The 22,250-nt window shown below is 48.0% G+C and carries 22 protein-coding genes; 4 read left to right on the plus strand and 18 right to left on the minus strand.

Translation table 11 applies throughout. The annotated features are described in order from the left end of the window. Positions 1 to 184 precede the first annotated feature (184 nt). The 3 genes from BUA12_RS09550 to BUA12_RS09560 form a co-directional block, all read right to left on the minus strand. On the minus strand, positions 185 to 703 hold the full coding sequence (locus tag BUA12_RS09550) for a helix-turn-helix domain-containing protein (RefSeq protein WP_072710384.1): 519 nt from the start codon (positions 701 to 703) through the stop codon (positions 185 to 187). 17 nt (positions 704 to 720) lie between these two features. Next, positions 721 to 2,208: an aldehyde dehydrogenase family protein gene (locus BUA12_RS09555; protein WP_072710385.1), complete on the minus strand. Its 1,488-nt coding sequence runs from the start codon at positions 2,206 to 2,208 to the stop codon at positions 721 to 723. 129 nt (positions 2,209 to 2,337) lie between these two features. Continuing rightward, on the minus strand, positions 2,338 to 3,531 hold the full coding sequence (locus BUA12_RS09560; protein WP_072710386.1) for an amidohydrolase: 1,194 nt from the start codon (positions 3,529 to 3,531) through the stop codon (positions 2,338 to 2,340). Positions 3,532 to 3,684: 153 nt separating this feature from the next. Here BUA12_RS09560 and BUA12_RS09565 point away from each other — a divergent pair, with 153 nt between their 5' ends. Continuing rightward, entirely contained in the window at positions 3,685 to 4,203 is a 519-nt protein-coding gene (locus BUA12_RS09565) for an acyl-CoA thioesterase (protein ID WP_072710387.1), read from the plus strand. A gap of 29 nt (positions 4,204 to 4,232) precedes the next feature. Here BUA12_RS09565 and BUA12_RS09570 read toward each other — a convergent pair whose 3' ends face one another. Beyond that, positions 4,233 to 4,937: an MOSC domain-containing protein gene (locus BUA12_RS09570; RefSeq protein ID WP_072710388.1), complete on the minus strand. Its 705-nt coding sequence runs from the start codon at positions 4,935 to 4,937 to the stop codon at positions 4,233 to 4,235. A 114-nt stretch (positions 4,938 to 5,051) separates the two neighbouring features. Next, a complete protein-coding gene (locus tag BUA12_RS09575) occupies positions 5,052 to 6,482 on the minus strand; it encodes a plasmid pRiA4b ORF-3 family protein (protein WP_072710389.1) in 1,431 nt (476 codons plus the stop codon). A 218-nt stretch (positions 6,483 to 6,700) separates the two neighbouring features. Between BUA12_RS09575 and BUA12_RS09580 the strand changes: the two genes are divergently transcribed. Beyond that, positions 6,701 to 7,135, plus strand: coding sequence for an acyl-CoA thioesterase (locus BUA12_RS09580; protein ID WP_072710390.1), 435 nt, complete (start codon positions 6,701 to 6,703; stop codon positions 7,133 to 7,135). A 30-nt stretch (positions 7,136 to 7,165) separates the two neighbouring features. Here BUA12_RS09580 and BUA12_RS09585 read toward each other — a convergent pair whose 3' ends face one another. The 3 genes from BUA12_RS09585 to BUA12_RS09595 all read right to left on the minus strand — a co-directional run bounded on the left by BUA12_RS09585 (position 7,166) and on the right by BUA12_RS09595 (position 10,435). Then, positions 7,166 to 8,215, minus strand: coding sequence for a PepSY domain-containing protein (locus BUA12_RS09585; protein ID WP_072710391.1), 1,050 nt, complete (start codon positions 8,213 to 8,215; stop codon positions 7,166 to 7,168). Positions 8,216 to 8,316: 101 nt separating this feature from the next. Further along, positions 8,317 to 9,519, minus strand: coding sequence for an MFS transporter (locus BUA12_RS09590; protein ID WP_072710392.1), 1,203 nt, complete (start codon positions 9,517 to 9,519; stop codon positions 8,317 to 8,319). 124 nt (positions 9,520 to 9,643) lie between these two features. Further along, a complete protein-coding gene (locus tag BUA12_RS09595; RefSeq protein ID WP_072710393.1) occupies positions 9,644 to 10,435 on the minus strand; it encodes a PepSY domain-containing protein in 792 nt (263 codons plus the stop codon). 207 nt (positions 10,436 to 10,642) lie between these two features. Between BUA12_RS09595 and BUA12_RS09600 the strand changes: the two genes are divergently transcribed. Further along, positions 10,643 to 11,098, plus strand: coding sequence for a hypothetical protein (locus tag BUA12_RS09600; protein ID WP_072710394.1), 456 nt, complete (start codon positions 10,643 to 10,645; stop codon positions 11,096 to 11,098). A gap of 32 nt (positions 11,099 to 11,130) precedes the next feature. On the opposite strand, the gene BUA12_RS09605 is transcribed toward BUA12_RS09600, so the two are convergent. Together BUA12_RS09605 and BUA12_RS09610 are read right to left on the minus strand one after the other, a co-directional pair. Beyond that, the gene (locus tag BUA12_RS09605) at positions 11,131 to 11,661 is read right to left on the minus strand and encodes a phage lytic cycle repressor MrpR family protein (protein ID WP_072710395.1); all 531 of its coding nucleotides are present in this window, start codon (positions 11,659 to 11,661) and stop codon (positions 11,131 to 11,133) included. A gap of 143 nt (positions 11,662 to 11,804) precedes the next feature. After that, entirely contained in the window at positions 11,805 to 12,911 is a 1,107-nt protein-coding gene (locus tag BUA12_RS09610) for a M24 family metallopeptidase (RefSeq protein ID WP_072710396.1), read from the minus strand. Positions 12,912 to 13,016: 105 nt separating this feature from the next. Here BUA12_RS09610 and BUA12_RS09615 point away from each other — a divergent pair, with 105 nt between their 5' ends. After that, positions 13,017 to 13,619, plus strand: a complete 603-nt coding sequence (locus BUA12_RS09615) for a hypothetical protein (RefSeq protein WP_072710397.1) — start codon at positions 13,017 to 13,019, stop codon at positions 13,617 to 13,619. A 29-nt stretch (positions 13,620 to 13,648) separates the two neighbouring features. Here the strand turns inward: BUA12_RS09615 and iadA are convergent, their stop codons facing one another. The 8 genes from iadA to BUA12_RS09655 all read right to left on the minus strand — a co-directional run bounded on the left by iadA (position 13,649) and on the right by BUA12_RS09655 (position 22,247). Further along, on the minus strand, positions 13,649 to 14,797 hold the full coding sequence (gene iadA, locus BUA12_RS09620) for a beta-aspartyl-peptidase (RefSeq protein ID WP_072710398.1): 1,149 nt from the start codon (positions 14,795 to 14,797) through the stop codon (positions 13,649 to 13,651). Continuing rightward, entirely contained in the window at positions 14,794 to 16,776 is a 1,983-nt protein-coding gene (locus BUA12_RS09625; protein WP_072710399.1) for a S9 family peptidase, read from the minus strand. Before BUA12_RS09625 ends, iadA begins: the two co-directional genes overlap by 4 nt. A 68-nt stretch (positions 16,777 to 16,844) precedes the next feature. After that, positions 16,845 to 17,816, minus strand: coding sequence for an ABC transporter substrate-binding protein (locus BUA12_RS09630; RefSeq protein WP_084670118.1), 972 nt, complete (start codon positions 17,814 to 17,816; stop codon positions 16,845 to 16,847). 17 nt (positions 17,817 to 17,833) lie between these two features. Further along, positions 17,834 to 19,480 carry an arginine--tRNA ligase gene (gene argS / locus BUA12_RS09635; RefSeq protein WP_072710400.1) on the minus strand — a complete coding sequence of 549 codons (1,647 nt, stop codon included), beginning with the start codon at positions 19,478 to 19,480 and terminating at the stop codon, positions 17,834 to 17,836. Beyond that, positions 19,480 to 19,881: a DUF1934 family protein gene (locus tag BUA12_RS09640; protein ID WP_072710401.1), complete on the minus strand. Its 402-nt coding sequence runs from the start codon at positions 19,879 to 19,881 to the stop codon at positions 19,480 to 19,482. The genes argS and BUA12_RS09640 overlap by 1 nt, the downstream gene beginning before the upstream one ends. A 185-nt stretch (positions 19,882 to 20,066) precedes the next feature. Then, on the minus strand, positions 20,067 to 20,591 hold the full coding sequence (locus BUA12_RS09645) for a YwhD family protein (protein ID WP_072710402.1): 525 nt from the start codon (positions 20,589 to 20,591) through the stop codon (positions 20,067 to 20,069). A 12-nt stretch (positions 20,592 to 20,603) separates the two neighbouring features. After that, complete coding sequence (locus tag BUA12_RS09650; RefSeq protein ID WP_072710465.1) at positions 20,604 to 21,905, minus strand: HD domain-containing protein; 1,302 nt, start codon at positions 21,903 to 21,905, stop codon at positions 20,604 to 20,606. 138 nt (positions 21,906 to 22,043) lie between these two features. After that, positions 22,044 to 22,247 (minus strand): hypothetical protein, encoded by a 204-nt coding sequence (locus tag BUA12_RS09655; RefSeq protein WP_072710403.1) that lies wholly within the window; start codon positions 22,245 to 22,247, stop codon positions 22,044 to 22,046. Between the last annotated feature and the right edge of the window lie 3 nt (positions 22,248 to 22,250).

Raw genomic sequence — 22,250 nt, forward strand, 5'->3', positions numbered from 1 at the left:
CTGGATACAGCACCGAATTCCGGACGGAGCAAGAGGTGCGGGGGCCGCTGGCTGGATACAGCACCGAATTCCGGACGGAGCAAGAGATGCGGCGGCCGCTGGCTGGATACAGCACCGAATTCCGGACTTCTCAAATCAAAATAAAAGCTATAAAAACAGCACTGCAAATTGCAGTGCTGTTTCTCTATATCACAGTAGATGATACGAGAAGTATCTTCGCAGGCTCCTCCGTATCGTTATACCATTCGTGTTCCATTTTCGAATCGATGTGAATCGAGTCGCCCGGCCCCAGAACCGTCCGCGCACCCTGGATGATGACCTGCAGTGTGCCACTGAGCACATAGATGAATTCCTGCCCCCTGTGGGTGTATGGCGAGTGTTGTGTCTCCCCTGCTTTCAACTCCACGAGCGCCGGGGTGAATAAAGGATTCTCTATATCTCCGGACAAGTCCTCGTATGAAAAATTGCCGTTCAGTGACGCGGTGTCCACCGGGTCTTTCTGGTTATCATCAAAGAAGAAATTGACATTGACGTCGAGTGCTTCAGAGATTTTTTTCAACGATGTGAAAGTCAGTGTCCTCAAGTCGCGTTCGACCTGAGATAAGAAGCTGATGGACAACCCGCTTTCGGCACTCAGCTCCTTCAACGTCATTTTCCTGCCCTTCCTTAATTTCTTCAGTTCACTTCCCAGTGTCTCACTCATATCCCGACCCCATTTGCTTATGATCTGTGCATATTGACGAACACACTCTTCACTTCCACGTAGTTTGCGATGCCGTAGTCCCCGCCCATATCGCGGCCGATGCCGGAGTGCTTGTAGCCGCCGAACGGCATGGTCTCTAGCTCGAGTCCGAAATCGTTGATCCATACTGTGCCGGCTTCCAATTTTGATGCGATATAGTGGCCGTCTTTGATATTCTCCGTCCAGACGCTTGAAGCAAGGCCGTAGTCGCTGTCATTCGCCCTTTTAATTGCTTCATCGATATCATCGAACGGCATGACGCACATTACAGGTCCGAATATCTCTTCCCTCGCGATCGCCATATCATCCGTGACATCTGTGAATATCGTCGGCTCGACAAAATATCCCTTATCGCCGATGCGGCTGCCGCCGGTGATCACTTTCGCACCGGCTTCTTTGCCTTTCTCGATATATCCAAGGACCTTATTCATCTGCTTCTCTGAAATCAACGGGCCGATATCGGTGTTTTCATCGAGACCGTCGCCGACGACCAGGTCCTCCGCCCGCTTCTTCAGCTCCTCGACCACCTTATCATAGATTCCCCGCTGCACATATACCCTTGTCGTCGCACTGCAGTTCTGGCCGGAGTTGTACATCGTGCCGTCGAAGATCCCGTCAAGCCCTGAGTCAAGATCAGCATCTTCCAGTACAATCGCCGGTGATTTTCCGCCGAGCTCCAAAGTGATGGACTTGATGTCTTCAGCGGCATGTTTCATGATTTCACGGCCGGTGTTCGTCGATCCTGTGAATGCAACTTTCGATACGTCCTTATGGGTGACGAGCGAGTGGCCCGCCACCGAGCCCTGACCTGGTACGATGTTGACCACACCGTCCGGGAAGCCCGCTCCTTTGAAGAGATTGGCCGCATAAAGGATTGATAACGGCGTATCCTCGGCAGGTTTCAATACGATTGTACAGCCTGCAGCAAGCGCCGCACCCATCTTCCACGCCGCCATCAGAAGTGGATAGTTCCATGGCACGATCTGCGCCACGACGCCGACCGGCTCATGGACGGTATAAGTCACGTAATTCGGGTCGACATTCGTCGTCTTGCCGAAGATTTTCGTCGCCCAGCCTGCATAATATCTGAAATGCGTGACAGTGCCGTCCACATCATCTTCCAGTGCCTGCATATATTTCTTTCCGTTGTCCAGTGCCTCCAGCTGAGCAAGCTCTTCCCGGTTCTCCTCAAGCAGATCGGCGAACTTATAAATCAGTTCAGATCTTGAGGCCGCATCCATCTTCGTCCATTCCCCATTGTCGAACGCCTCTTTTGCGGCACGCACCGCCTTGTCGATGTCCTTTTCCGTCGCTTCACTGACAGTTGCGATCACTTCTTCGGTCGCCGGATTTTTGACTTCGAATGTATTGCCGCTCTCCGAAGGCGCATATTCCCCGTTGATGTACAGCCCCTTCTCCTGCTCCAAAAACTCCCTTACTTTAGGTTTCAATTCCATCAATGACATCCCATCCCACTCCTTGTTTTGATATTTAATGACTAAATCTTCTGTCAACTAAATCATAAACGATGCCAAATAAAAAATCAATCATAATTTCACTCACTGTGAAATTATGATTGATCAGGATTTAATATTCTAATTGTTTTCAAGTCTTGAAAGCACTACTTCCCCGAGCACTTTCGCACTGACCAGCAATGATTTTTCATCGATATCAAACTTTGGATGATGATTGATATAAGGTTTTTCAACACCTTCAGGTTTTGCACCGACATTGATGAACGTGCCCGGTGTTTTCTGCAGATAGTAGGAGAAATCTTCAGAACCGCTCGCTGGATCATGGTGCGCGACGTTCGTGAGGTGTCCGCCAGTGCTGTTCTTCAGAATCTCTTCAACCGCCTGTGTTTTTTCCGGATCATTGTAAAGTACCGGGTAATCGTAGATGTACTCGAGGTCACAGGTGACTCCGAACGAAGTCTCTATCCCCTTAAGGATCTTGACCATCTCGTCATGGATGGGTTCTTTATTCTCCTCTTCCATGTAACGTACAGTTCCGCGCAAAGTCACTTTGTCCTGGATGACATTCTGTCCGCCCGGCGCTTCAAAAGCCGTTACGGATACGACTGCGGTGTGTTTCGGGCTCATCCTTCTTGAAACGATCGTCTGCACCTGGGTCACGAAATAGGAACCTGCGACGATCGGGTCGATCGTCGTTTCCGGCATCGCGCCATGACCCCCGCTGCCCTGTATGTGAAGATTGAAGTTTGAACGTCCGGCCATCGCATTGCCCTCGATCAGTCCGACTTCACCGGTTTCAAACATCGGGAACAGGTGGATGCCGTAGACTTCATCCAAATCATCAAGTATACCGGATGCGATGATGCTCTTCGCGCCGCCCGGCGGCACTTCTTCAGCATGCTGGTGAATGAGTTTGATGGTCCCGTCCCACTCGTCCTTCAATTCGATGAGTACTTCGGCAAGTGTGAGCAAATAAGCTGTATGCCCATCGTGGCCGCACGCGTGCATCACACCATCATTTTTGGATTTGAACGGTACATCCGTTTCTTCGGTGATGGGCAAAGCATCAAAGTCTGCCCTCAAGCCGATCGTCCTGCCCGGGCTTTTCCCATTGATCTCAACGACGATGCCGTTCTCACCTTCGATTTTCTCCGTGACCTTCACATCTTTATCTTTATAGAAATCCGCGATGTAACGGGCTGTCTCCTCTTCTTTGAATGAAAGTTCGGGATTCTCGTGGAGATGACGCCTGATTTCGATCATACGCGCTTCTTTTTCTTCAAGTTTTTGGAACAGCTTTTCTGTAATTGACATACAAAACCCTCCTGATAATGTTACTTTCATTTTATACTTTATTTCGATAGTCTTCAAATATTTTGTTACCGGTTTCACAAAAATTCGGATATGCAATCAAATGAGTTATGATAAGATGATATGTATAAAAACTTTAACTTAGGGGCAAGAGATATGACTATTGATAAAAAACCAATGAGCTTCTCAAAATCCATCAAATCAACGCAGGTCTTCCCTGAGCATACCAATCACCTGGACACGATGTTCGGGGGGAAGATACTCGCAAACATCGATGAGATTGCCGCCATCGCGGCGATGAAACATGCAGAAACGAACTGCGTCACGGCATCCATAGATTCCGTGAACTTCCTGAAACCGATCCGTGCCGGGGAAATCGTTACATACGAAGCGTATATTTCACATGTGGGCACATCTTCACTTGAAGTCTGTGTCCAGATCAAAGTGGAAAACCCATTCACCCATCAGAGCGACCTGGCGGTGCTCAGCTTTCTGACTTTCGTCGCCGTCAACGAAGCCGGCGAGAAAGTCGAAGTGCCTAAAGTATATCCGACCAACCAGCACGAAGAATGGCTGTTCAAGACAGCGGATGACCGCATAAAAAAACGGCAGGATCAGCGTGTGAAAAGTAAGGAAATGATTGAATTCCTGAAGAGTATCGAAGAAACCTCATAAAATAAGGAAACGGGACTATTCCCGTTTCCTTATTTATTCGGTCCGAACACTCTCGCTCCATTATTCTCCGGTATACCATCCAGACGTTTCTGCATGGTTTTTTTCCAGCTTTCAGCGAGCAGCGCCACATCCCTCAGATTTTCCGCAAGGCCGGGGTTTTCCGGCTGGTTGTACATCACTTCATTGCAGGCATCAATCGTCCATTCAGGGTTCGGCCGTTCCAGGAGCCTGATGCTGTCACCGTTCTCCACGCACCCTTCCTTGATCACCCTGAAATACCAGCCGGTCCGCCCGCTCTCCTCGATTTTCAGCGCAAGGTCGACGATCCTGTGTCTTCTTGCAGGACGCCAGCAGGGTCTCCTCGGCTGCGAAACTTGAACCTCCGCTTCACCAATCCGGTAAACATCACCAATGCATACATTCGTTTCATCCAGGCCGGTGACGGCCAGATTTTCTCCAAAAGCGCCCGGACCGATATCCTGACCGAGCGCATTCCTCCAATCCGTATAATGTCCGGCAGTATAACAAAACACCGCCTTTTCGGGTCCGCCATGATTCTTCTTATCCCCGACTTCATCGTTTTGAAATCCTTTTTCCGTCAGGTAAACCGCTTCATTGGTTTTCCCGCGGTAAATTGCCGTCGTCCATTCACGATCCATCTTCCGTTCTGCATTGTCATCCCCATATGTTTTTGCCTTGCCGATGAATAGGTGCATCACTTTGCCAAGTTCCATATCCTGCCTCCAGCGCATAAAATTAGATGGTACCAGTTTACCATGGTTCTCAAATACTGAAAAACTGAAAAGCCCCTCTCTCTCCCCATGCAAAAAGGCAGTGGGACCACCGCCTTAATTTTCCCTCACCTTGACGTTTTTATCGTTGAACTCCGTGATGGCATATTGGACTGCAAAAATCTTTTGAAGTTTACGGTTGATTGCGCTTTTGGGAAATCTGGTCTTGTAATTCGATCGTTTTGCCACCGCTTCCGTTTCAAGGTACTCAGGGTGGGTTTTATCGTTCAAAATCATATAAAGCCTGTCAAAGTCCTCAATCCCCTTTGACTCTTCTATCGGGCACGGGCCTGTATATCCCACAATTTCCGGACACGGCCTTTCCTCTTCCGATAAAAACTCGACGAGTTCAATCTTATGGAACCACTTTGTTTTATAATCATATACATATCCGAGGCTGCCGCCTTCGGTCAAAAGTGCATCCACTTGAATATGGCTTGAAGTGAGCTCCGGCTTTTCCCGGCCATCGTCACCCTGGTCATCGGAAAATACCCGGATCACCAACTTATCATATATGAACTGGGCAGAATGCACATTATTCCAGTCGAAGACTGACTGGATGACCAGATGAAGCTCGTAGAAGTTCAGTCTTGTCGGTATGATCATTTCACGGTAAATCTTATTTTCCCCTCCGGGGAGGGAGATTTTAATTTTGAATGCGTTATAGGAAGTGTGTCTCTGTTTGTTTTTCAACAGGACATTTTTATAACGTTGCTCCTCCACTTCCCCTAAATTCGTTTCCCTGATCGTTTCAAGCACTTTCGGATGCGTGATGCCATATTCACCCTCCAGCCTGATGACGAGACCGGATGCGATCAATTCTTTGAACTCCCCGATATCGTTGTAGAATGGATGGTCGTTCTCAGCCCTTTCTTTTATCACCTGAAAACTCTCATCCGGTAAAGACAGCAGTATCCTTTTAATACGTCTACTGTCCGTCAGCAACCTTTTCAGTTCATCCACAAAAACTTCCTTTTGAAGTGATGCAGGTGTATGTGAAAGCGCTTTCGAAATTTCCTTTAACTGAGTGATTGTTATTCCTCTCAACAAGTCCTCAAGATCCAGATCAGCGTATGAAATAAGGATCGCCCTTTTAAGCGGACTGATTTCATTCAGCCATTTCAGGTTTTTGTCATTCTTATTCATCTCTTTGACCAGGCTTCTTAAAGTCCCTTCATGAACCACATATTGGTTTCCCTCATAAGGGACCAGAATGAACTGGTCGACCAAAAAAGGATGTTCTTCCCCGGATGCCTCCACAGTATAATAACCATCTTCGGACTGAGAAGCTTTCAACTGCTCGATAAGACTAAGGTCCTGTGTGCTCAGCTGTTCCACCAGCCAGCTGATATGATAAGGGTTTGTCATTTCACGGTACCTGTAAACGACAAATTCATCAATGGACTGATCACCCTTTTTCCGTTTCTCATTCAATTGATTTAAAATGTCCTCCGTCACAAATTTTCTGTAAAACTCTTGAATCCCCATATAACGACCCCCTTCAAGACGTCTCCCATGTCGCCGGTTAAGCTTAGTATAAATGTATCACAAATTGTAATGATACACTAGATATTTATGTCAATTTTCTGTTAATTCAGTAATTTTACTGCCCCGGCTTTCCTGGCCTTGTTCTGCAGCCTCTCTTCCTTTGTAACCAGCCAGTGATATAATATTCTTTAGATAATGTAATGGAAGGGATGTATTTTATGGGGAACGGTTATATTTCAGAAAAAGAAATCCAGGTGTTATATTCAGATACCGATATGATGGGTGTCATCTACCATGCAAATTACCTGAAATGGGCAGAGCTTGGCCGGATGCAGCTGATTGAAGATGTTGGTTATGATTATGCTGCAATGGAGCGCGAAGGCTATTATGCCCCGGTATATAACGTCGATATCACTTATAAAAAAGCGTTGAAATACGGGGACCGTGCCTTCGTCAGAACATGGGTCCAGTTGAATTCCGGAATGAAGACCATATACGGTTTTGAAATCATCGACGGTGATGGTGAATTGTGCACATTCGGCACAACCACACATGTCGTCGTCAAAAAAGTGGAGGGGGAATTCAAGACGGTTCCCTTTAAACGGATCTACCCCGAGTGGTTCCGGAAATATGAAGAGATCAAGATGAAATAAAAGAACCGGGCATAAGCCCGGTTTTTTCCATTAGTCATCTTTTTCCACATCAAGTACTTCACCTGTCGTTGCATTGATTTCAACTTCGTATTCGGAGCCGTTATAATCGATTTCAATATCGTATTCATCATCCTCCTTATCGAGGTCCCATTCTGCAACTGTGCCGCCGCCGACAGCCTCAAGTGCTGCCTCGATTGCTTCTTCAGAAGAAATGAAGTCTCCGTCAAGCTTTATGTTGTTCGTATAGTTCCCGCCGGATTCATTTTCCTGGTCGATATCTTTGACTTCACCTGTCGTTGCGTTGATTTCCACTTCGTACTTGGAGCCATCATAAAAGATGTCTATTTCATATTCATTGTCATCCCTGTCGAATGCCTTTTCGTGCACATCCCCGCCACCGACTTTATCTTTGGCCACCTTAACAGCTTCATCCATACCTATGAATCCGGAATCCGTTACCGTCTCCTCATCTGATGTGTGCCTGCCTTCTTTTTTCCCGACTTCGACATCCTTTACATCACCTGTCGTTGCGTTGATTTCCACTTCATACTTGGCACCGTCCTTCAGGACGTCAATTTCGTATTCATTGTCGTCCCTGTCGAACTCCTTCTCATCCACTTCACCGCCGCCTGCTTCATCCTTTGCGATCTTCACCGCTTCATCCATGCCGATGTATCCACCATCTGTCACTTCTGCAGCGTCAGTCTGAGCACCATCAACTTCATCACTTTTCGCTTCACGGTCGGTTTCTTCCTCTTTGATGCTTAAATCTTCAGCGTTGATCTCTACATCATATTCATCTTCACCATTTTTCATTTCAATCTCATAGTAATATTCACCGTCATCCCCATCCAGTTCCACATCAGTGACGCTGCCTTCAAAACGTTCTGCGGCCATGTCCACTGCATCCTGGACAGAATACTTGAATTCAGAAGTTTCCCCGGTTTTGACGATTGCCACGCCTGCGTTGTCCGCGTTTTCCCATTCCATATCATCCGAAGCATTCGCCGTTGAACAGGCCCCAAGAACCAAAGCTGCTGATAAACTGCCTGCCAGTAAAGTGTTTTTATAGAATTTCATTTCTTAACTCCTCCTTTATATCTTACTTATATAATAGCCCGCCCTGACTAAAGGGTGCTTAAAGTAAAATTAAAGGTCGGTTAAAAAATAATACATGATTTTTAAGCGCCTGCCTGCGCTTTAGCCCTGAGCCTGATTGCAAGTGTAATCAGCACAAAACACAGCAAAGCCGCGGCCAGGTTGACCATGACCACACCCGGCCAGTGATGGCTGACCCAGAACACTCCTGCAAACGTCCCGAGCAGGGAGGCCCCCACATAGTAGAAGAACAGGTAGAGCGAAGAGGCCTGGGCTTTATTCGCCCCGGCGCTCCTGCCGACAAACCCGCTCACAACGGAGTGGCTCGCGAAAAATCCGTAGGTGAATAAAGACAGGCCAAGGATGATTGCCGGCACGCTCGGGATGAACAAGATCAATATACCAAAGGTGAGTATCGTAAGCCCGAGATAGATCACCTTCTCCTGTCCAAGGTGCATCACCAGATTTCCGTTGATTGCTGAACTGACCGTGCCGATCAGAAGGATGAGGAAAACCCAGCTGACGATCGACTGGCTGATGTGGAACGGGTCACCGAGCAGAACGAATGTCACATAGCTGAACAGGGCGATATTCATCCCCATCAATAGAAAACCTGTGCCGAAGAGGCATAACAGTAAAGGGTTTTTCAGGTGGCCGATGAGCGACCCCAGCAAAGTGCCGACTGAAAATTTTTGAGCCTCGAAATGGCGTGAGGGGTTGAGCAGCTTCCAAAATATCAAAGTCGCGACGACACTGATGATGCCGATGGCGAGGAAAGCGACCTGCCAATTGAATACGTCCCCCATGAGCCCGGAGAACACACGGCCGAAAACCGCCCCGAGCGAGTTGCCGCTGATGTAGAGCCCCATGGCAAGCGGCATGCTTTTCGGGTGGATTTCCTCGCTGATGTATGCCATCGCGATGGAAGGGACACCGGCAAGGACGACACCCTGCAAAGTTCTGAGTATCAGGAGCATCGTGAAGCTCCCGCCGCTCAAAGGTGTCAGCACACAGAGTAAAGACGCTGCAAACATTGAGGCGACCATGATTTGCTTGCGGCCGACCGCCTCGGATATCGAACCGAAAAGGATCATGCTGACGGCTAAAGCAAGCGTGGTCAAAGTCAGGGACAGGCTCGAAACGGCTGGCGTGACATCGAACACCTGCGTGAATTCAGGCATGAGCGGCTGTGCAGTATAAAGGATTGCAAACGTGTTGAAGCCCGCAGCAAAAAAAGCAATGGATATCTTGTTAAACTCCGGGGTCCCCTTTTCTATAAAGTCCATGATCAGCATCTCCATCGGATTTTCTATTACTTATCATGCTACCATTGTGGTATCTGTTAGTAAATTGCCGGTATTCATCCATCAAAAAAGCAGCGGACCCTCCCGGGAACACTGCCTTAACAGATCAGTCATACTCCACATCCAAAATTGCACCGTTTCTTGAATCTACCTCAACTTCAACTTCCCGCCCATCCACGTTCAACTCGATTTCGTATTCAAAATCGTCATCATCATACTCCCACTCGATGACGATGCCGCCCACTGTATGAAGCGCTGTATCCATCGCTTCCCGTGGTGTGATCATCCTGTCCTCATCATCCTCATACCCTGCCCCGGAGTGTTCCCTCCCCCCGTCTTCATTTGATGGTCCTTCCGCCATGCCTTCACTTCCGGCCGGTGATCCATCCTCTTCGTTCCTTTCAACTTTTACAGGCCCGCCTCCAGACTCCAATATGATGTCATACTTCTCATCGGTCAGCTCCCAGGCCGATACATCACCGCTGACCTCCCCTGCCGCAATATCGAAGGCCGCTTTGGGAGTGATGCGGGTTTCCCTGCCTTCTGTTCCACCGCTGACGATGTCGCTTTTTTCAAGTTTGATGATACCAAGATCATCCGCATTCACTTTGCTCTCGTATTTCACTTCACCGTTGATGATTTCAACTTCATAATGATAAACACCGTCATCCTTATCGATTTTCACTTCAGTGACAGCACCCTCGTACAATGTGCTGATTTTGTCCACCGCTTCCTGCGGCGTATGTTGAATGTGGCTCACTTCTTCGGCTATATGATTTACAGCCCGCCCCTCATTGTTTTTATGCTGCCACTTCAAGTCTGTCTCTGCTGTTGCTGATGTGCATGCGCCAAGTATAAGAAAAGAGCCCAGCACAGCAGTCAACGCGTGTTTTTTCATATCAATGATCCTCCGTCCTCATTCGATTACTTCAAATATACCTCTCCTCTGCTAAAGGATTTTTAACAATGCATTAAAAACCGATTAAGACACTTGAGTATTTTGATTTTTCAAAAAACTGTCTTCCCATTTATTTCGGTTTATGAGATAATTATTATAAATGAACATCTGTAACATTAAACGGGGTGAGTAGGAAGGGGGAGCGTGATGAAACGGTTATCCCGGGGGATGCTGTTTTTCCTGATCACCGTCATTTTGAGCGGCTGCAGTGAGGATGATTTCGATGGCCGGACATTCAAGATCATTGATTCGACGAATGCCTTGGAGAAGAAAACAGAAGACACTTCAGAAAAGGAAAGGGGTGAACTCTTGTCTTTGACTTTCGATTCCGGGGAAGTCACCATCAAATCCGTCGAAAATTTGAGGGGGGAGTATACCGCAGTGGATGATCAGCTGGAAATCACTTTGATGGACCACGAAGGGGAACTGCTGCTTATATTTTCTGACCTTGCTTCAAGTGTCGAAAAAAACGTCAAGTATCAGGCGGAAATTTCTACTGTCGACTATTCTCTGGAGAGGACCGAGGCACTGGCACATCTCGAGTTCATCGCAATACATGACCAGGAAGGGAGGATGGTCTTTTTCGAAGAAACAGAAGACTGACCACAAAAAAACGACCTCGTTCGAGGTCGTTTTCATCGTTCCATTTTCCAGTTCAGGCGGAAGCGCACATTGAGCACCGTGCCTGAATCGGCATAAGTGATCGCACCCTGATTCTTTCCTGCGATGAAGTGCTTTAAAACGTGTTCGCGCGCCTTCAACACTTCATCAGCGATTTTTTCACCGCCGGGCCCTTCACTTTCCGTCTCCAGAGATTTGAAGATATACGGTGATTCCTCAAATTCATAAAGCTCCATATCTTCCGAGTGCCAGGAACTGTCCAGATAAAATGTCTGGTGATGGGCACAGATCAGATCTTCATAGAGCTGTTCTGAAATTTCCACTCTCCGGTACGATTTCACACCATCTTCTTCATTGCATAAAGTCGCAAAATACTTGTCTTCCTCCACTTCAATCGAAGATGGTTTCAAGTTCTTGAGCTCCGAGTAATTTTCTCCGCGTATGCCTTCAAGCAGCGCCCTGTATATTGCGATATCAGAATCATTTTCGACTGTTAATATGAAGTTGTTAAAATCATTCAGATGATACATATGATTTTTATACATCACGAGTCTGATCCTCCGTCCGTTTATTTCAACCACAATATATTATACATTATTTCACAAAAAATTTATACCGATGTGCATGTTCCCTTGAATTTTGTACGAGGATTGGACGCAGCCATGAGACTCCGGTCGCATCGGCCGCTTCACTTATCCAGTATGATCCGGTCAATATCTTTCGGGAAGTTGTTGAAGTTGTGCGTTCCTTCTTCACCGATATATAATGCATCCTCAATCCTCACACCGCCGAAACCCGTCTGGTAAATGCCGGGTTCGATTGTGATCACGTGCCCGACTTCAAGCGGATCCCCGTTTTCACTGTCGAGTGACGGCTGTTCATGCAGTCCGTACCCGAGGCCGTGCCCGATGCGGTGCGTGAAGTAATCCCCGTACCCCGCTTCTATGATCAGATCTCTCGCCGCAAGATCCACTGCCTTCATCGGAGTGCCGGGGACAGCCTTTTCGATGCCCGCTAGATTCGCTTCATGGACAGCGTTATAAATCTCACGCTGCTGATCCGTCGGCTCCCCGATGATGAAAGTGCGTGTCATATCGGAAACGTACCGTGATTCCGAAACGATGCCAAAATCTATCAACAGGAAATCCCCCCGGCGCACTTCCGCATCACCGGGTTCACCATGGGGCAGGGCCGAGTTCTCACCAGTCAGGACGAGCGGTCCGAAAGATACATCTTTAGCACCATAGTTTTTCAACCTTCCTGTCAGAAAATCCGCAATTTCTTTTTCGCTCTTCCCGATGACGCCTGCTTCCGTCAAATCCGACAAGGCCTTCTCCGTAATATCCACCGCTTCCTGCAGGTGTGCTTTATCCTCTTCATTTTTAATGCCGCGTAATGCGTTCACAGCGGGATCAATCGAAAAAATACTTTCTGCTGCATATTCATCGAGCAGCTTCACATACCTTTCATATACAAGGTGGCTGCCTTCGATACCGATTGATTTTGTCTGTCCGTGGGCAAACTGCTCGAACAGTAATCTGAAAGGATCTTCGCCGTCGCGGTGCGGCATATGGTTCACGACCGTGGCAGTCTCATTCACGATTTCCTGATCGAGTGCTGGATACATGATCGTCGTCTCTTCGCTTTTCGCATCGATGATGAGGGCAAGCAGCCTTTCATGCGGTTCGATGAAGCAGCCTGTAAAATAAAATATGTTCGTCGGTTCAGTGAGTAAAACCGTATCGACGTTCACACTTGATGCAAGTTTGGAAACTCTCTCTTTATATATGGACATTGTCTTCCCATCCTTTAAAATTTATTCGGCCGGTGCCTTACAGTTATCAATAAAACTTTGGCATGGTATGATTTATTATAATGTTATTAATGAATGGTGATGACAATGAAAAGGTTTTATCAGTCCCTGAACACCCTGCATACCAAAATCAACAAAAATTTTAAACTGCCGCCTTTGATGTCTTTCTCGCTTGTCACCCTGTATATCCTCCTTACATCGCTTATCGCTTATTCGATCCATTATGCTTTGACAGGGGAGGGCGGCGGCTCGCTGACGGATAATTATTTTGTGATGGTCTTGAGGACCGTCATCATCATCCTGTTCATCAACTTCAACATCATTTATTTATATATACTGGTGCGCTATTTCAGACGCGATAAAATCCCTTTGCGTGTAATCTACTCTTATTATGCGGTTTTTTCGACACTTCTGTTCTTCATTGCCGTCACTCTGCTCTTCAGTGTCATGTTTTCCTACTACGTGATCGGCATGCAGATGGAATCGATCTTCCTCATTTTCGGCATTGCGATACTCATTATATTGACTGGTGCAAACCTTTATCCGGCCTACTTCCTGTCACTCGCCTTGAAAGAGGAGCCGGTGGATGTTTTTTGGGCGATCATCCTTTGTGTAATAGGTATCCATTTGTTCAGCTACCTCTTCTTCAGCATTTGGAACAGGATTCATATTTTCCAATTATGGTTATAGACCGAAAGCGGCTCTACCGGGCCGCTTTTTTAATCGAATGTGCCCTTCACAACAGTTTTTCCATATTGTTTGAGCACCACGCCCTTGGCGATGACGGCATCCAGATTGAAGCCGTCATCGAACAGCAGCAGGTCCGCATGCATATTTTCCCCGATGCGGCCTTTATCGGAAAGGCCCAGCACCTCTGCAGTGTTTTTGCTGACAATTGAAAAGACTTCCTCAGGACTTAAAACGCCACTTTCATACAGCTCTGCCACCCCATGCAGCAGTGTCTGCAAAGACGCCACTTCCAGCTTTTTCAGGTTTCCCGATGCATCGAAGACAGGCAGGCTGCCGTTGCCGTCGGATGAGAGCGTCAGCCGTCCGACATCACCGTCCGCCGCCTTGAATTTTTCCACATCGCGAACGATATCCGGTCCGGCGGTCATATCCACATAAGCACCAAATCTGGTAAGCTCTGCCGCCTCTGCAATCAACCCATCCGTCCGGTTCACGTGCGTCGGAAATATATTATACGCCGGCAGATCGTACTCTTCTATCAGTTCTTTCAGCTGTCCGAGCCCGGCTTTTCCGCCGCCTGTATGGAAATGGGTCACCCCCGCTTTCCCCGCGGTCATTCCGCCGACCCTCGTTTCCGCTGCGATTTTCGCAATCTCCCCTGTGGTGGGCTGACTGGAGCGGTGGTCGGAAATGGCAATTTCCGCGGTCCCGATGACCGGATCCACCAAATAGATGTCCCGTTCTATCGTACCGGTGATGGTCGGCGGCGGGATCTGGTAATTTCCTGTATACATCAAAGCCGTGATGCCTTCTGTCGTCAGGGCTTTTGCCTTTGCATAGAGTGCCTCAAGTGAACGGCTCGTCTTATCCGTCCCGATCAGGCCGACAGCGGTCGTTATTCCGGCTTCCACGAATTGGCGGATATGTGTTTCCGGGGTGCGGGTATGATAACCGCCTTCCCCGCCACCACCGATCAGATGCACATGAGGGTCGATGATCCCGGGCATCATGATCCTGCCCTCGCCCGGGATGATGTTGACCGGAATGTCGAGGACCAGATATTTTTCGATATCGACTTCATTTTCCACCAGTGCAATATGTTCGCCGATGATCACGACGTCATTGATCCCTGCATAGGCAGGCGCAAACACTTCAGCGCCCGTTATGATCGTGATCATGCTTCATCATGCTCCAGGTATGTGTCGAACCAACCGGTCAGATGTTTCAACCTTTCGATCCTGAGGTTCGGCTTTCCTGTCCGGGACAGGTTGTGGTCTGCTGCAGGGAAGCGTATGAACTCAGTCTCTTTCCTTTTATACTTCAGGGCGATGAAGAGCTGCTCCGCCTGCTCCACCGGACAGCGGTAATCATTCTCACTGTGCAGTATCAGGAGCGGCGTCTCGATATCGTCCACATACTTGATCGGTGAATGATGCCACATTTTTTCAATTTCATTGAAATCCGCCTTGATCTGCCAGTCACTGAAATAGTATCCAATATCGGACACACCCCTGAAGCTGACCCAGTTGGATATGCTGCGCTGTGTGACTGCAGCTTTGAAGCGGTTTGTATGACCGACGATCCAGTTCGTCATGAAGCCGCCGTATGATCCCCCTGTCACCCCAAGGTTATCCCGGTCGATCCAATCGTATTTTCCGGTGATGAAATCCACCCCTGCCATGATATCTTCATAATCGCCGTTGCCGTAATCGCCTCTGACATCATTGACGAACTTCTGGGAATAACTGTGGGATCCGCGTGGGTTGACATACAGGACAGCGTACCCTTTCGCCGCGAAAACCTGCATTTCATGGAAGTAAGTATTTGAATAAAATGCATGCGGGCCGCCATGTATATTCGTCACCATCGGATACTTGCGCCCTTCTTTGAAACCTGCAGGTTTCATGAACCATCCATGTATGGCCGTATCATCAAAACTTTTGTAATCGATGGCTTCCGGCCTGACGATTTCAGTCTGCTCCACGTATTCTCCATTGATCGCCGTCACCGGTTCCAGTTCATTGCTCTTCAAATCGAGCCGGTACAACTCCCCGGGATGCTCCGGCTTCGATATTGTCAGCCAGGCATGGGTTTCACCTGCATCCATACCGTGTATGTGGTGGGCCCCCTGCAGCAGCGGAGTGAGTGTTCCGTCCAAATTACCGCGGTGGAGGTTGACACTCCCGTCTTCTGAAACGAGGAAGAGAAATTCTGCATCTGAAACCCACACAGTCGGATTCATCACCGTCGACTGCTGGGTGTCGTGCACCGCATAATCTCCGACCGGTTTATCGAGGTGCTTTGTAAGCTCCGTCCATGTCCCGCTTTCAATATCGTATAAAGCGATATTGGCATGAGTCGCATTTTCAAATTCACGCCCTGCATGCGTTATCAATAGATGCTTCTCATCGGGACTCACATCCACTTTCATTACATACCCTTCTTCTTTGGCGATTTCCTCACTTTTCCCATCGCCCCTTTGGATGTACAGCTTTTCAGAGAAATTGAAATCCTTGTCATCACTGTCATCGGAGGAATAAATGATTGCACCTTCGCCGAAAGCGGCATGCACAGTGAAATTCGCACTTCCAGACAAAACCGTCTGTTCCTTCTCCGTCTTCAGGTCCAGGGACTTTACGGCCTGATACTTCTCTTTCACGAGACCCAGGCTGTCCGCTTTATATTTCATTCGGCGTATGACGACCGGTTCAGGGAACTTCTCCCCGTTTTCCTGCTTCTTTTCCGTCCCCCCGGTGCCGTTTGCACTTTCGGAAGTGAGGGACACATGATAGAAAATCTTTTGTCCGTCCTTTGAAAATAATGCACTGGCGACGCCTTCCTTTTCCCTCGTCAGCTGCTTCCTTTCACCGCCGTATAATCCGAGCAGGAACACCTGCGGTTTATCATATTCACCTTTCGCGATGAAGATCGTTTCTTCACCGGACGGTGAATGGGCCACATTCGAAATGCGCTCCTTTTTGAAGGTCAGCTGCCGATTGCCGGAATCATCATATTTATAGAGGTTGGTCACATAATCATTTTCTTCCTCATCCAGATGCGTCACTGAATATGTAACTGCATCGCTGCCGGTCACTACAACGGGTGCCGCCACCGACTTGATATTGAATATATCTTTAATGTCTGATTTTTTGGACACAAAAAATCCCCCTTATCTGTTTCCTACAGTTTAACACTAATAAAGGGGCGGTTTGAACAATAAACCATTTAATTTTTAAAGCATTCCGAAAGTTCCGTCATGCCCTCGATGAGCCTTGGACCGGGCCGCGTCAAAAGATCCGGGTCGATGGCACACTGCCTGTCGGTATTTTTTATCGACAGACCCGCGATACCGCGCATAGCCTCCACCTCTTCACTCAGCTGCCCTTCATCTGCACCGCTGACGGAAACTATGTAATCGGGATCCCGGGCCAGTATTTCTTCATAACTCACACTGACAAACCCGTCCAGGTCTTCAAAAATATTTTCAGCACCTGCTTTTTCCAAAACATCATGGAGGAATGTGTTCCGGCCCGTCGTATAGATTTCCGGTCCGCTGCTCACCTGCAAAAAGACGGTTTGGCCTTCTCCATGAACCGCCTGCCCGGCCACTTCTTCCAATCCCTCTTCAAATGCACGGGCCGCCTCCAGAGCCATGTCATCCTCCCCCGTAAATCCGCCGATGTCAATAAAGGTCTGAGGGATCTCATCCACAGTGTCCGCTTCTTCAATGAAGATGACTTCAGCCCCCGTAGCCGCGGCAGCCTCTTCCAGTACACTGCCATGGACGGCACGGGAAGATTCATGGGACAGGATATGGGTCGGCTCCAATGCCATCAGCTGCTCCACATCAAATTCAAATGCATCAAGCTTGCTGACATCAGGATCGCCGATGAGCGCTTCAGGGTATGTATCGGCAGTGGAGATGCCTTCAATCTCCTCCCCCAGACCCAGTTCGGCAAGTATTTCGGTATTGCTCGGCATCAAGGATACGATCCTTCTTTCCCCGACAGAAAAAGACTCCGAGCTGTTGAGCTCAGAGCCTGCATCACTGCTTAGATCCGAATCTGAAGATGTGTGTTCCTGCTGCTCGGAAAAATCATTCTGCTGTTGCTGCTGTTGCTGCATCATCATCATGCCGCACCCCGACAAGTTCATCGCCAGGAATAGCATGACCATTGTTTTAATGACTTTTCTCATAGAAAAACTCCTTAAATTCACATTTTTTCAGGGGCTGAAACACCGACGAGGTTAAGGGAATTCTGCAGCGTCTGCCTCACTGCCTCTATCATCAGTAAATATGCACGGGTTTTATCCGGGTCCCCGCCCAACACTTTCTCTGCATTATAAAACTTATGGAAAGTGCTTGCAAGTTCCTGGATGTAGGTGGCCATCCTGTGGGTTGCACGATGTTCTGCAGCTCCTCTGATGACATTCGGGAAGGCCGCCATCTTCTTGATCAGGTCAAGCGCCTGCTCCTGGTCTATGATTGAAACATCCGCACCTGCATCCAATTTATGACCCTTTTCTTCCGCCTGCCTTAAAATACTGCAGATCCTCGCATGGGCATATTGCGCATAATAGACAGGGTTGTCATTGGATTCCGATTTTGCCAGGTCCATATCGAAATCAAGGTGGGAGTCGGAGCTTCTCATCGCGAGGAAGTAGCGGCATGCATCGACACCGATCGTATCGATCAATTCACGCAGTGTGACCGCTTTGCCGGTACGCTTGCTCATCTTGACTTCTTCACCATTCTCAATCAACCGTACCATCTGCATGATCTTAATTTCGAGCATGTCAGGATCTTTGCCGAGTGCGCCGAGAGAACCTTTAAGACGGTTGATGTACCCATGATGATCTGCACCGAAAATATTGATCAGCTTGTCATAGCCCCGTTCGACTTTGTCGTAGTGATAGGCCACATCCGGCATCAGATAAGTGTATGTACCGTCGCTTTTACGAAGTACACGGTCCTTGTCATCGCCGAAGTCGGTCGTACGCAACCATAAGGCGCCGTCGGCTTCAAACGTATAGCCGTTTTCACTCATCACTTCCAGTGCCGCTTCGACCTCTTTCTTCTCGTACAGTGAAGTTTCGCTGAACCAGTTGTCGAAGTGTACATTGAAATCATCAAGGTCCTTCCTGAGCTTTTCCATCTCGAAATCCACACCGAGTTTTCTGAACATCTCTATACGGTCCTCTTTCGAAGTCTCCATCAGCTCAGGTGATTCTTCAGCAAGCTTCTCTCCGATCGCCTGGATGTCTCTGCCCATATAACCGTCTTCCGGCATGATCAGCTCCTGCCCGAGCGCTTCAAGATATCGTGCATCGATCGAGAGTGCGAGATTATCGATTTGATTGCCAGCATCATTGATATAGTATTCGCGGACAACTTCATATCCTGCAAAATCCATGATATTGGCGAGCGTATCACCGACACTTGCGTTTCTGGCATGGCCGATATGCAGGTCCCCCGTCGGGTTTGCACTGACGAATTCCACGAGCACCTTTTCTTTCTGATCAGGAGTGGAGCGCCCGTAATCTGCACCCAGCTCCACCACCCGGGGGATGATCTGTGTGATTGATGACTCATCCATATAAAAGTTTATGAAACCAGGTCCCGCGATATCCACTGATTTGACCTTGGCAGCGGAGCGGTCCAGTTTTTCAACGATGGCGGAGGCGATGTCCCTTGGATTCTTCTTCGCCTGTTTCGTCAGTGTCATCGCGACATTCGTTGAAAAATCGCCATTCTTTTTATCTTTCGGGGTTTCCACCTTTATTTCAGGCACTTCATCAACGAGACCCGAGCTTTCCACTGCGCTTTTTATTGCTTCCAATAAACCGGCTTTTAAGTTCATCAATAACCCTCTCTCTCTAAATTATAATGATAGCTGCCCAGCAGCTGACCCTGTTCGTATAACTCATAATCGATGACTATGCGGTCACGCTCGACGAGCAAAGCTTTTGTATACAAAGTAAAATGGTGGCGCCCTGCCGCCGATTCATAAAATGTATCGGTCATCTCATTCCTGACAAAAGTGAACGTCATGCTTACGACGCCGTTCCTCTGGATTTTGATGAAATCCTCGCCGACCCGCAAAATGACCTCCAGCTGATGCCCTTCCATATCTTCCTGATACTTCAAATACCTGTCACGCTTTTCAACTTCCGAAACTTCGACTTTCTGAACGAAAGAGCGGTCCTCCCCGCCCGTCCGGAAATTTTGCGTGAGTAAAAATTTTGTTGTTTCACCCTTCATATCATCACCTGCAAGTAAGGTAAATTATATCATATTTAAATATTTTTAGAGAGTGGGAATAAAAAAAGGCAGGGTGTCCCCCGCCTTAGTGTCCCAGTTATATTTCATATAACTAAATAGTATTTTATAATCGATCGGGAAAATCTGCAACCTCCCGACATAAAAGACATAATTCAGACAAAAATTCAGTCGTCTTTCATCACGTCCTGTAATTCTGATGAATTATCCCACATTTCTTCATTGTGGTTTTGAAGGAATGTCTTAAGTGAACGTCTGCTCTCCTGATCCATGTCATCGATGATGATCTTCCCTTTCATGGACCGGTCCATCTGGTTCACGTGTTCATGCATCAGTTTGTAGCCGCGCTTTTTCGTCTTATTGACCGCCTCGTAGCAGGCGGTCACACCATGGTACAATGGTCCGTCCTTAGTGCGTTCGACCGTCACCCAGACCAGCCAGAACCTTCTCTCCCCTTCACCTTTCGGCACTTCCGGATCCGCCACCCATTTGACGCGTCTTTCCACCTCGGCACGTCCATGCAGGCCGCCGACATCTATGAAGACTTCCTGAGTGTCTATATCGATATACACCGGTGCGACGTTTTCGACGCTGATCATTCCGAAGTTCTGCCCTTTGTGGCCTGTCAGGGGGTCGTCCTTTATGATGTTGAATTGGAATCCCGGCTTTTTCCCATTGGAATCATTTGACATTATATCCTGCTCCTATGCTAATTGATTCAGTATATTGATTATTTCACCTTTGATTTCAAGGTCTTCGATCTCTAATATCTTCTCTTTCGGATAGTATAACTTCGATTCCATCCGGTGTACACCCGTTATGGAATTGATGATTGCCGACTGGCTGCTGATTTCCCTGAGTTCCCCGCTGTCCCTCTGGAGGTGGATCGGCTTCCGGTTGTTCTTCGCACCCGGACGGTCGTAATCATAAGGAAGATCCGAGAATGAATCACTGAAGAAATAGTACTCCGGGTCGATGCCTGCGCTTTTGAACAAGTCCTCGAGCTCGCTCTGCGTGATGTACGAACCGTCAAACGGAAGATATTTGAACAACTCCCGGTTCACAAAGCGGTTCGCAAGGTCCGACAATATCTCATCGTCCTCATTGATCCACTCCTGCAGATAGAAATTGACGACCATTTCATCCAGCCGCAGGTAATCGTCGACGGAGACATCCTCCTCAAAGAACGGTATGAAATATTTCGGTGCCTGCTTGAATTCATGACCGTGTTCATATAAATGCTTGGCACGTTTCAGGGCCAGGTTCAACAGCACCTCACCACCCCGGGAGACCGGATGAAAATAAACCTGCCAGTACATCTGGTAGCGGCTCATCAGATAATCTTCCACTGCATGCATACCGCTCTCCTTGATGATCACTTCTTCCTTTGAAGGCCTCATCACACGGAGTATCCTCTCCATATCAAACATGCCGTAACTGACGCCCGTATAGTATGAGTCCCTTTGAAGGTAGTCCATACGGTCCGCATCAATCTGGCTCGATATCATGCTGATGATCAGCTTGTTTTCATGTGTCTGATCGATCACCTGAGCGACTTCACGCGGAAATTCCGGGCTGACACGCTTAAGGACTTTATTGACGTCCGTATTGCCCAATATGATTTTCCGTGTGTATTCTTCATGATCTGTATGGAATATCTTCTCGAAACAGTGGGAGAAGGGGCCGTGTCCGAGATCATGCAGCAAAGCCGAGGCGAGTGCAAGCAGCCGGTATTCACCGCTCCATTCCCCATGTTCCTTGAAATTCTCTGTCATCCGTCTGACGATTTCATATACACCGAGAGAATGGTTGAAGCGTGTATGTTCAGCAGAATGAAAAGCCAGATACAGTGTACCCAGCTGTTTGATCCGGCGGAGGCGTTGAAATTCCCTCGTCTTTATAAGGTCCCAGATCAATTGGTCACGGACATGGACATACCGGTGGACCGGGTCTTTGAAAACTTTTTCTTCAGCAAGTTGTTTTTTTGCATATGGAATTTCCGTCAACATGGTGGACTGCCTCCTTTGCCTTCAATTCCCATATTATCATAACTCATTATATTAAGTGCAAATCACACGTCTTCGTCCGGCCTCCGGACGTAAAATACGGCGGATGCGCCATGGCATCCACCGTCACTGTTTCATTTATAATTTCCTTTCGCGCTTATCATCCTTCTGCTCCTGAACATCTTCTTCACGTTCGGCGTCCTCTTTGATCTCTTCGCCCGGCGGCTGATCCGGGGGCACCTGCTCCCTGACCTCGTCCCCGCCTACTTTTTCCTTCTCTTCAAGTGCTGCCTCATCTTCACGTGTCGTCATTCTTTTATTTTCATCGTTCTTTTTATCCATATG

This window comes from Lacicoccus alkaliphilus DSM 16010 (assembly GCF_900142805.1).
Lineage (GTDB): Bacteria > Bacillota > Bacilli > Staphylococcales > Salinicoccaceae > Lacicoccus > Lacicoccus alkaliphilus.

Bases quoted from the DNA above. Each gene is read 5' to 3' on its own strand.
- BUA12_RS09550 (WP_072710384.1), bottom strand. From the start codon at position 703: ATGAGTGAGACACTGGGAAGTGAACTGAAGAAATTAAGGAAGGGCAGG.
- BUA12_RS09555 (WP_072710385.1), bottom strand. From the start codon at position 2,208: ATGTCATTGATGGAATTGAAACCTAAAGTAAGGGAGTTTTTGGAGCAG.
- BUA12_RS09560 (WP_072710386.1), bottom strand. From the start codon at position 3,531: ATGTCAATTACAGAAAAGCTGTTCCAAAAACTTGAAGAAAAAGAAGCG.
- BUA12_RS09565 (WP_072710387.1), top strand. From the start codon at position 3,685: ATGACTATTGATAAAAAACCAATGAGCTTCTCAAAATCCATCAAATCA.
- BUA12_RS09570 (WP_072710388.1), bottom strand. From the start codon at position 4,937: ATGGAACTTGGCAAAGTGATGCACCTATTCATCGGCAAGGCAAAAACA.
- BUA12_RS09575 (WP_072710389.1), bottom strand. From the start codon at position 6,482: ATGGGGATTCAAGAGTTTTACAGAAAATTTGTGACGGAGGACATTTTA.
- BUA12_RS09580 (WP_072710390.1), top strand. From the start codon at position 6,701: ATGGGGAACGGTTATATTTCAGAAAAAGAAATCCAGGTGTTATATTCA.
- BUA12_RS09585 (WP_072710391.1), bottom strand. From the start codon at position 8,215: ATGAAATTCTATAAAAACACTTTACTGGCAGGCAGTTTATCAGCAGCT.
- BUA12_RS09590 (WP_072710392.1), bottom strand. From the start codon at position 9,519: ATGGACTTTATAGAAAAGGGGACCCCGGAGTTTAACAAGATATCCATT.
- BUA12_RS09595 (WP_072710393.1), bottom strand. From the start codon at position 10,435: ATGAAAAAACACGCGTTGACTGCTGTGCTGGGCTCTTTTCTTATACTT.
- BUA12_RS09600 (WP_072710394.1), top strand. From the start codon at position 10,643: ATGAAACGGTTATCCCGGGGGATGCTGTTTTTCCTGATCACCGTCATT.
- BUA12_RS09605 (WP_072710395.1), bottom strand. From the start codon at position 11,661: ATGTATAAAAATCATATGTATCATCTGAATGATTTTAACAACTTCATA.
- BUA12_RS09610 (WP_072710396.1), bottom strand. From the start codon at position 12,911: ATGTCCATATATAAAGAGAGAGTTTCCAAACTTGCATCAAGTGTGAAC.
- BUA12_RS09615 (WP_072710397.1), top strand. From the start codon at position 13,017: ATGAAAAGGTTTTATCAGTCCCTGAACACCCTGCATACCAAAATCAAC.
- iadA (WP_072710398.1), bottom strand. From the start codon at position 14,797: ATGATCACGATCATAACGGGCGCTGAAGTGTTTGCGCCTGCCTATGCA.
- BUA12_RS09630 (WP_084670118.1), bottom strand. From the start codon at position 17,816: ATGAGAAAAGTCATTAAAACAATGGTCATGCTATTCCTGGCGATGAAC.
- argS (WP_072710400.1), bottom strand. From the start codon at position 19,480: ATGAACTTAAAAGCCGGTTTATTGGAAGCAATAAAAAGCGCAGTGGAA.
- BUA12_RS09640 (WP_072710401.1), bottom strand. From the start codon at position 19,881: ATGAAGGGTGAAACAACAAAATTTTTACTCACGCAAAATTTCCGGACG.
- BUA12_RS09645 (WP_072710402.1), bottom strand. From the start codon at position 20,591: ATGTCAAATGATTCCAATGGGAAAAAGCCGGGATTCCAATTCAACATC.
- BUA12_RS09655 (WP_072710403.1), bottom strand. From the start codon at position 22,247: ATGGATAAAAAGAACGATGAAAATAAAAGAATGACGACACGTGAAGAT.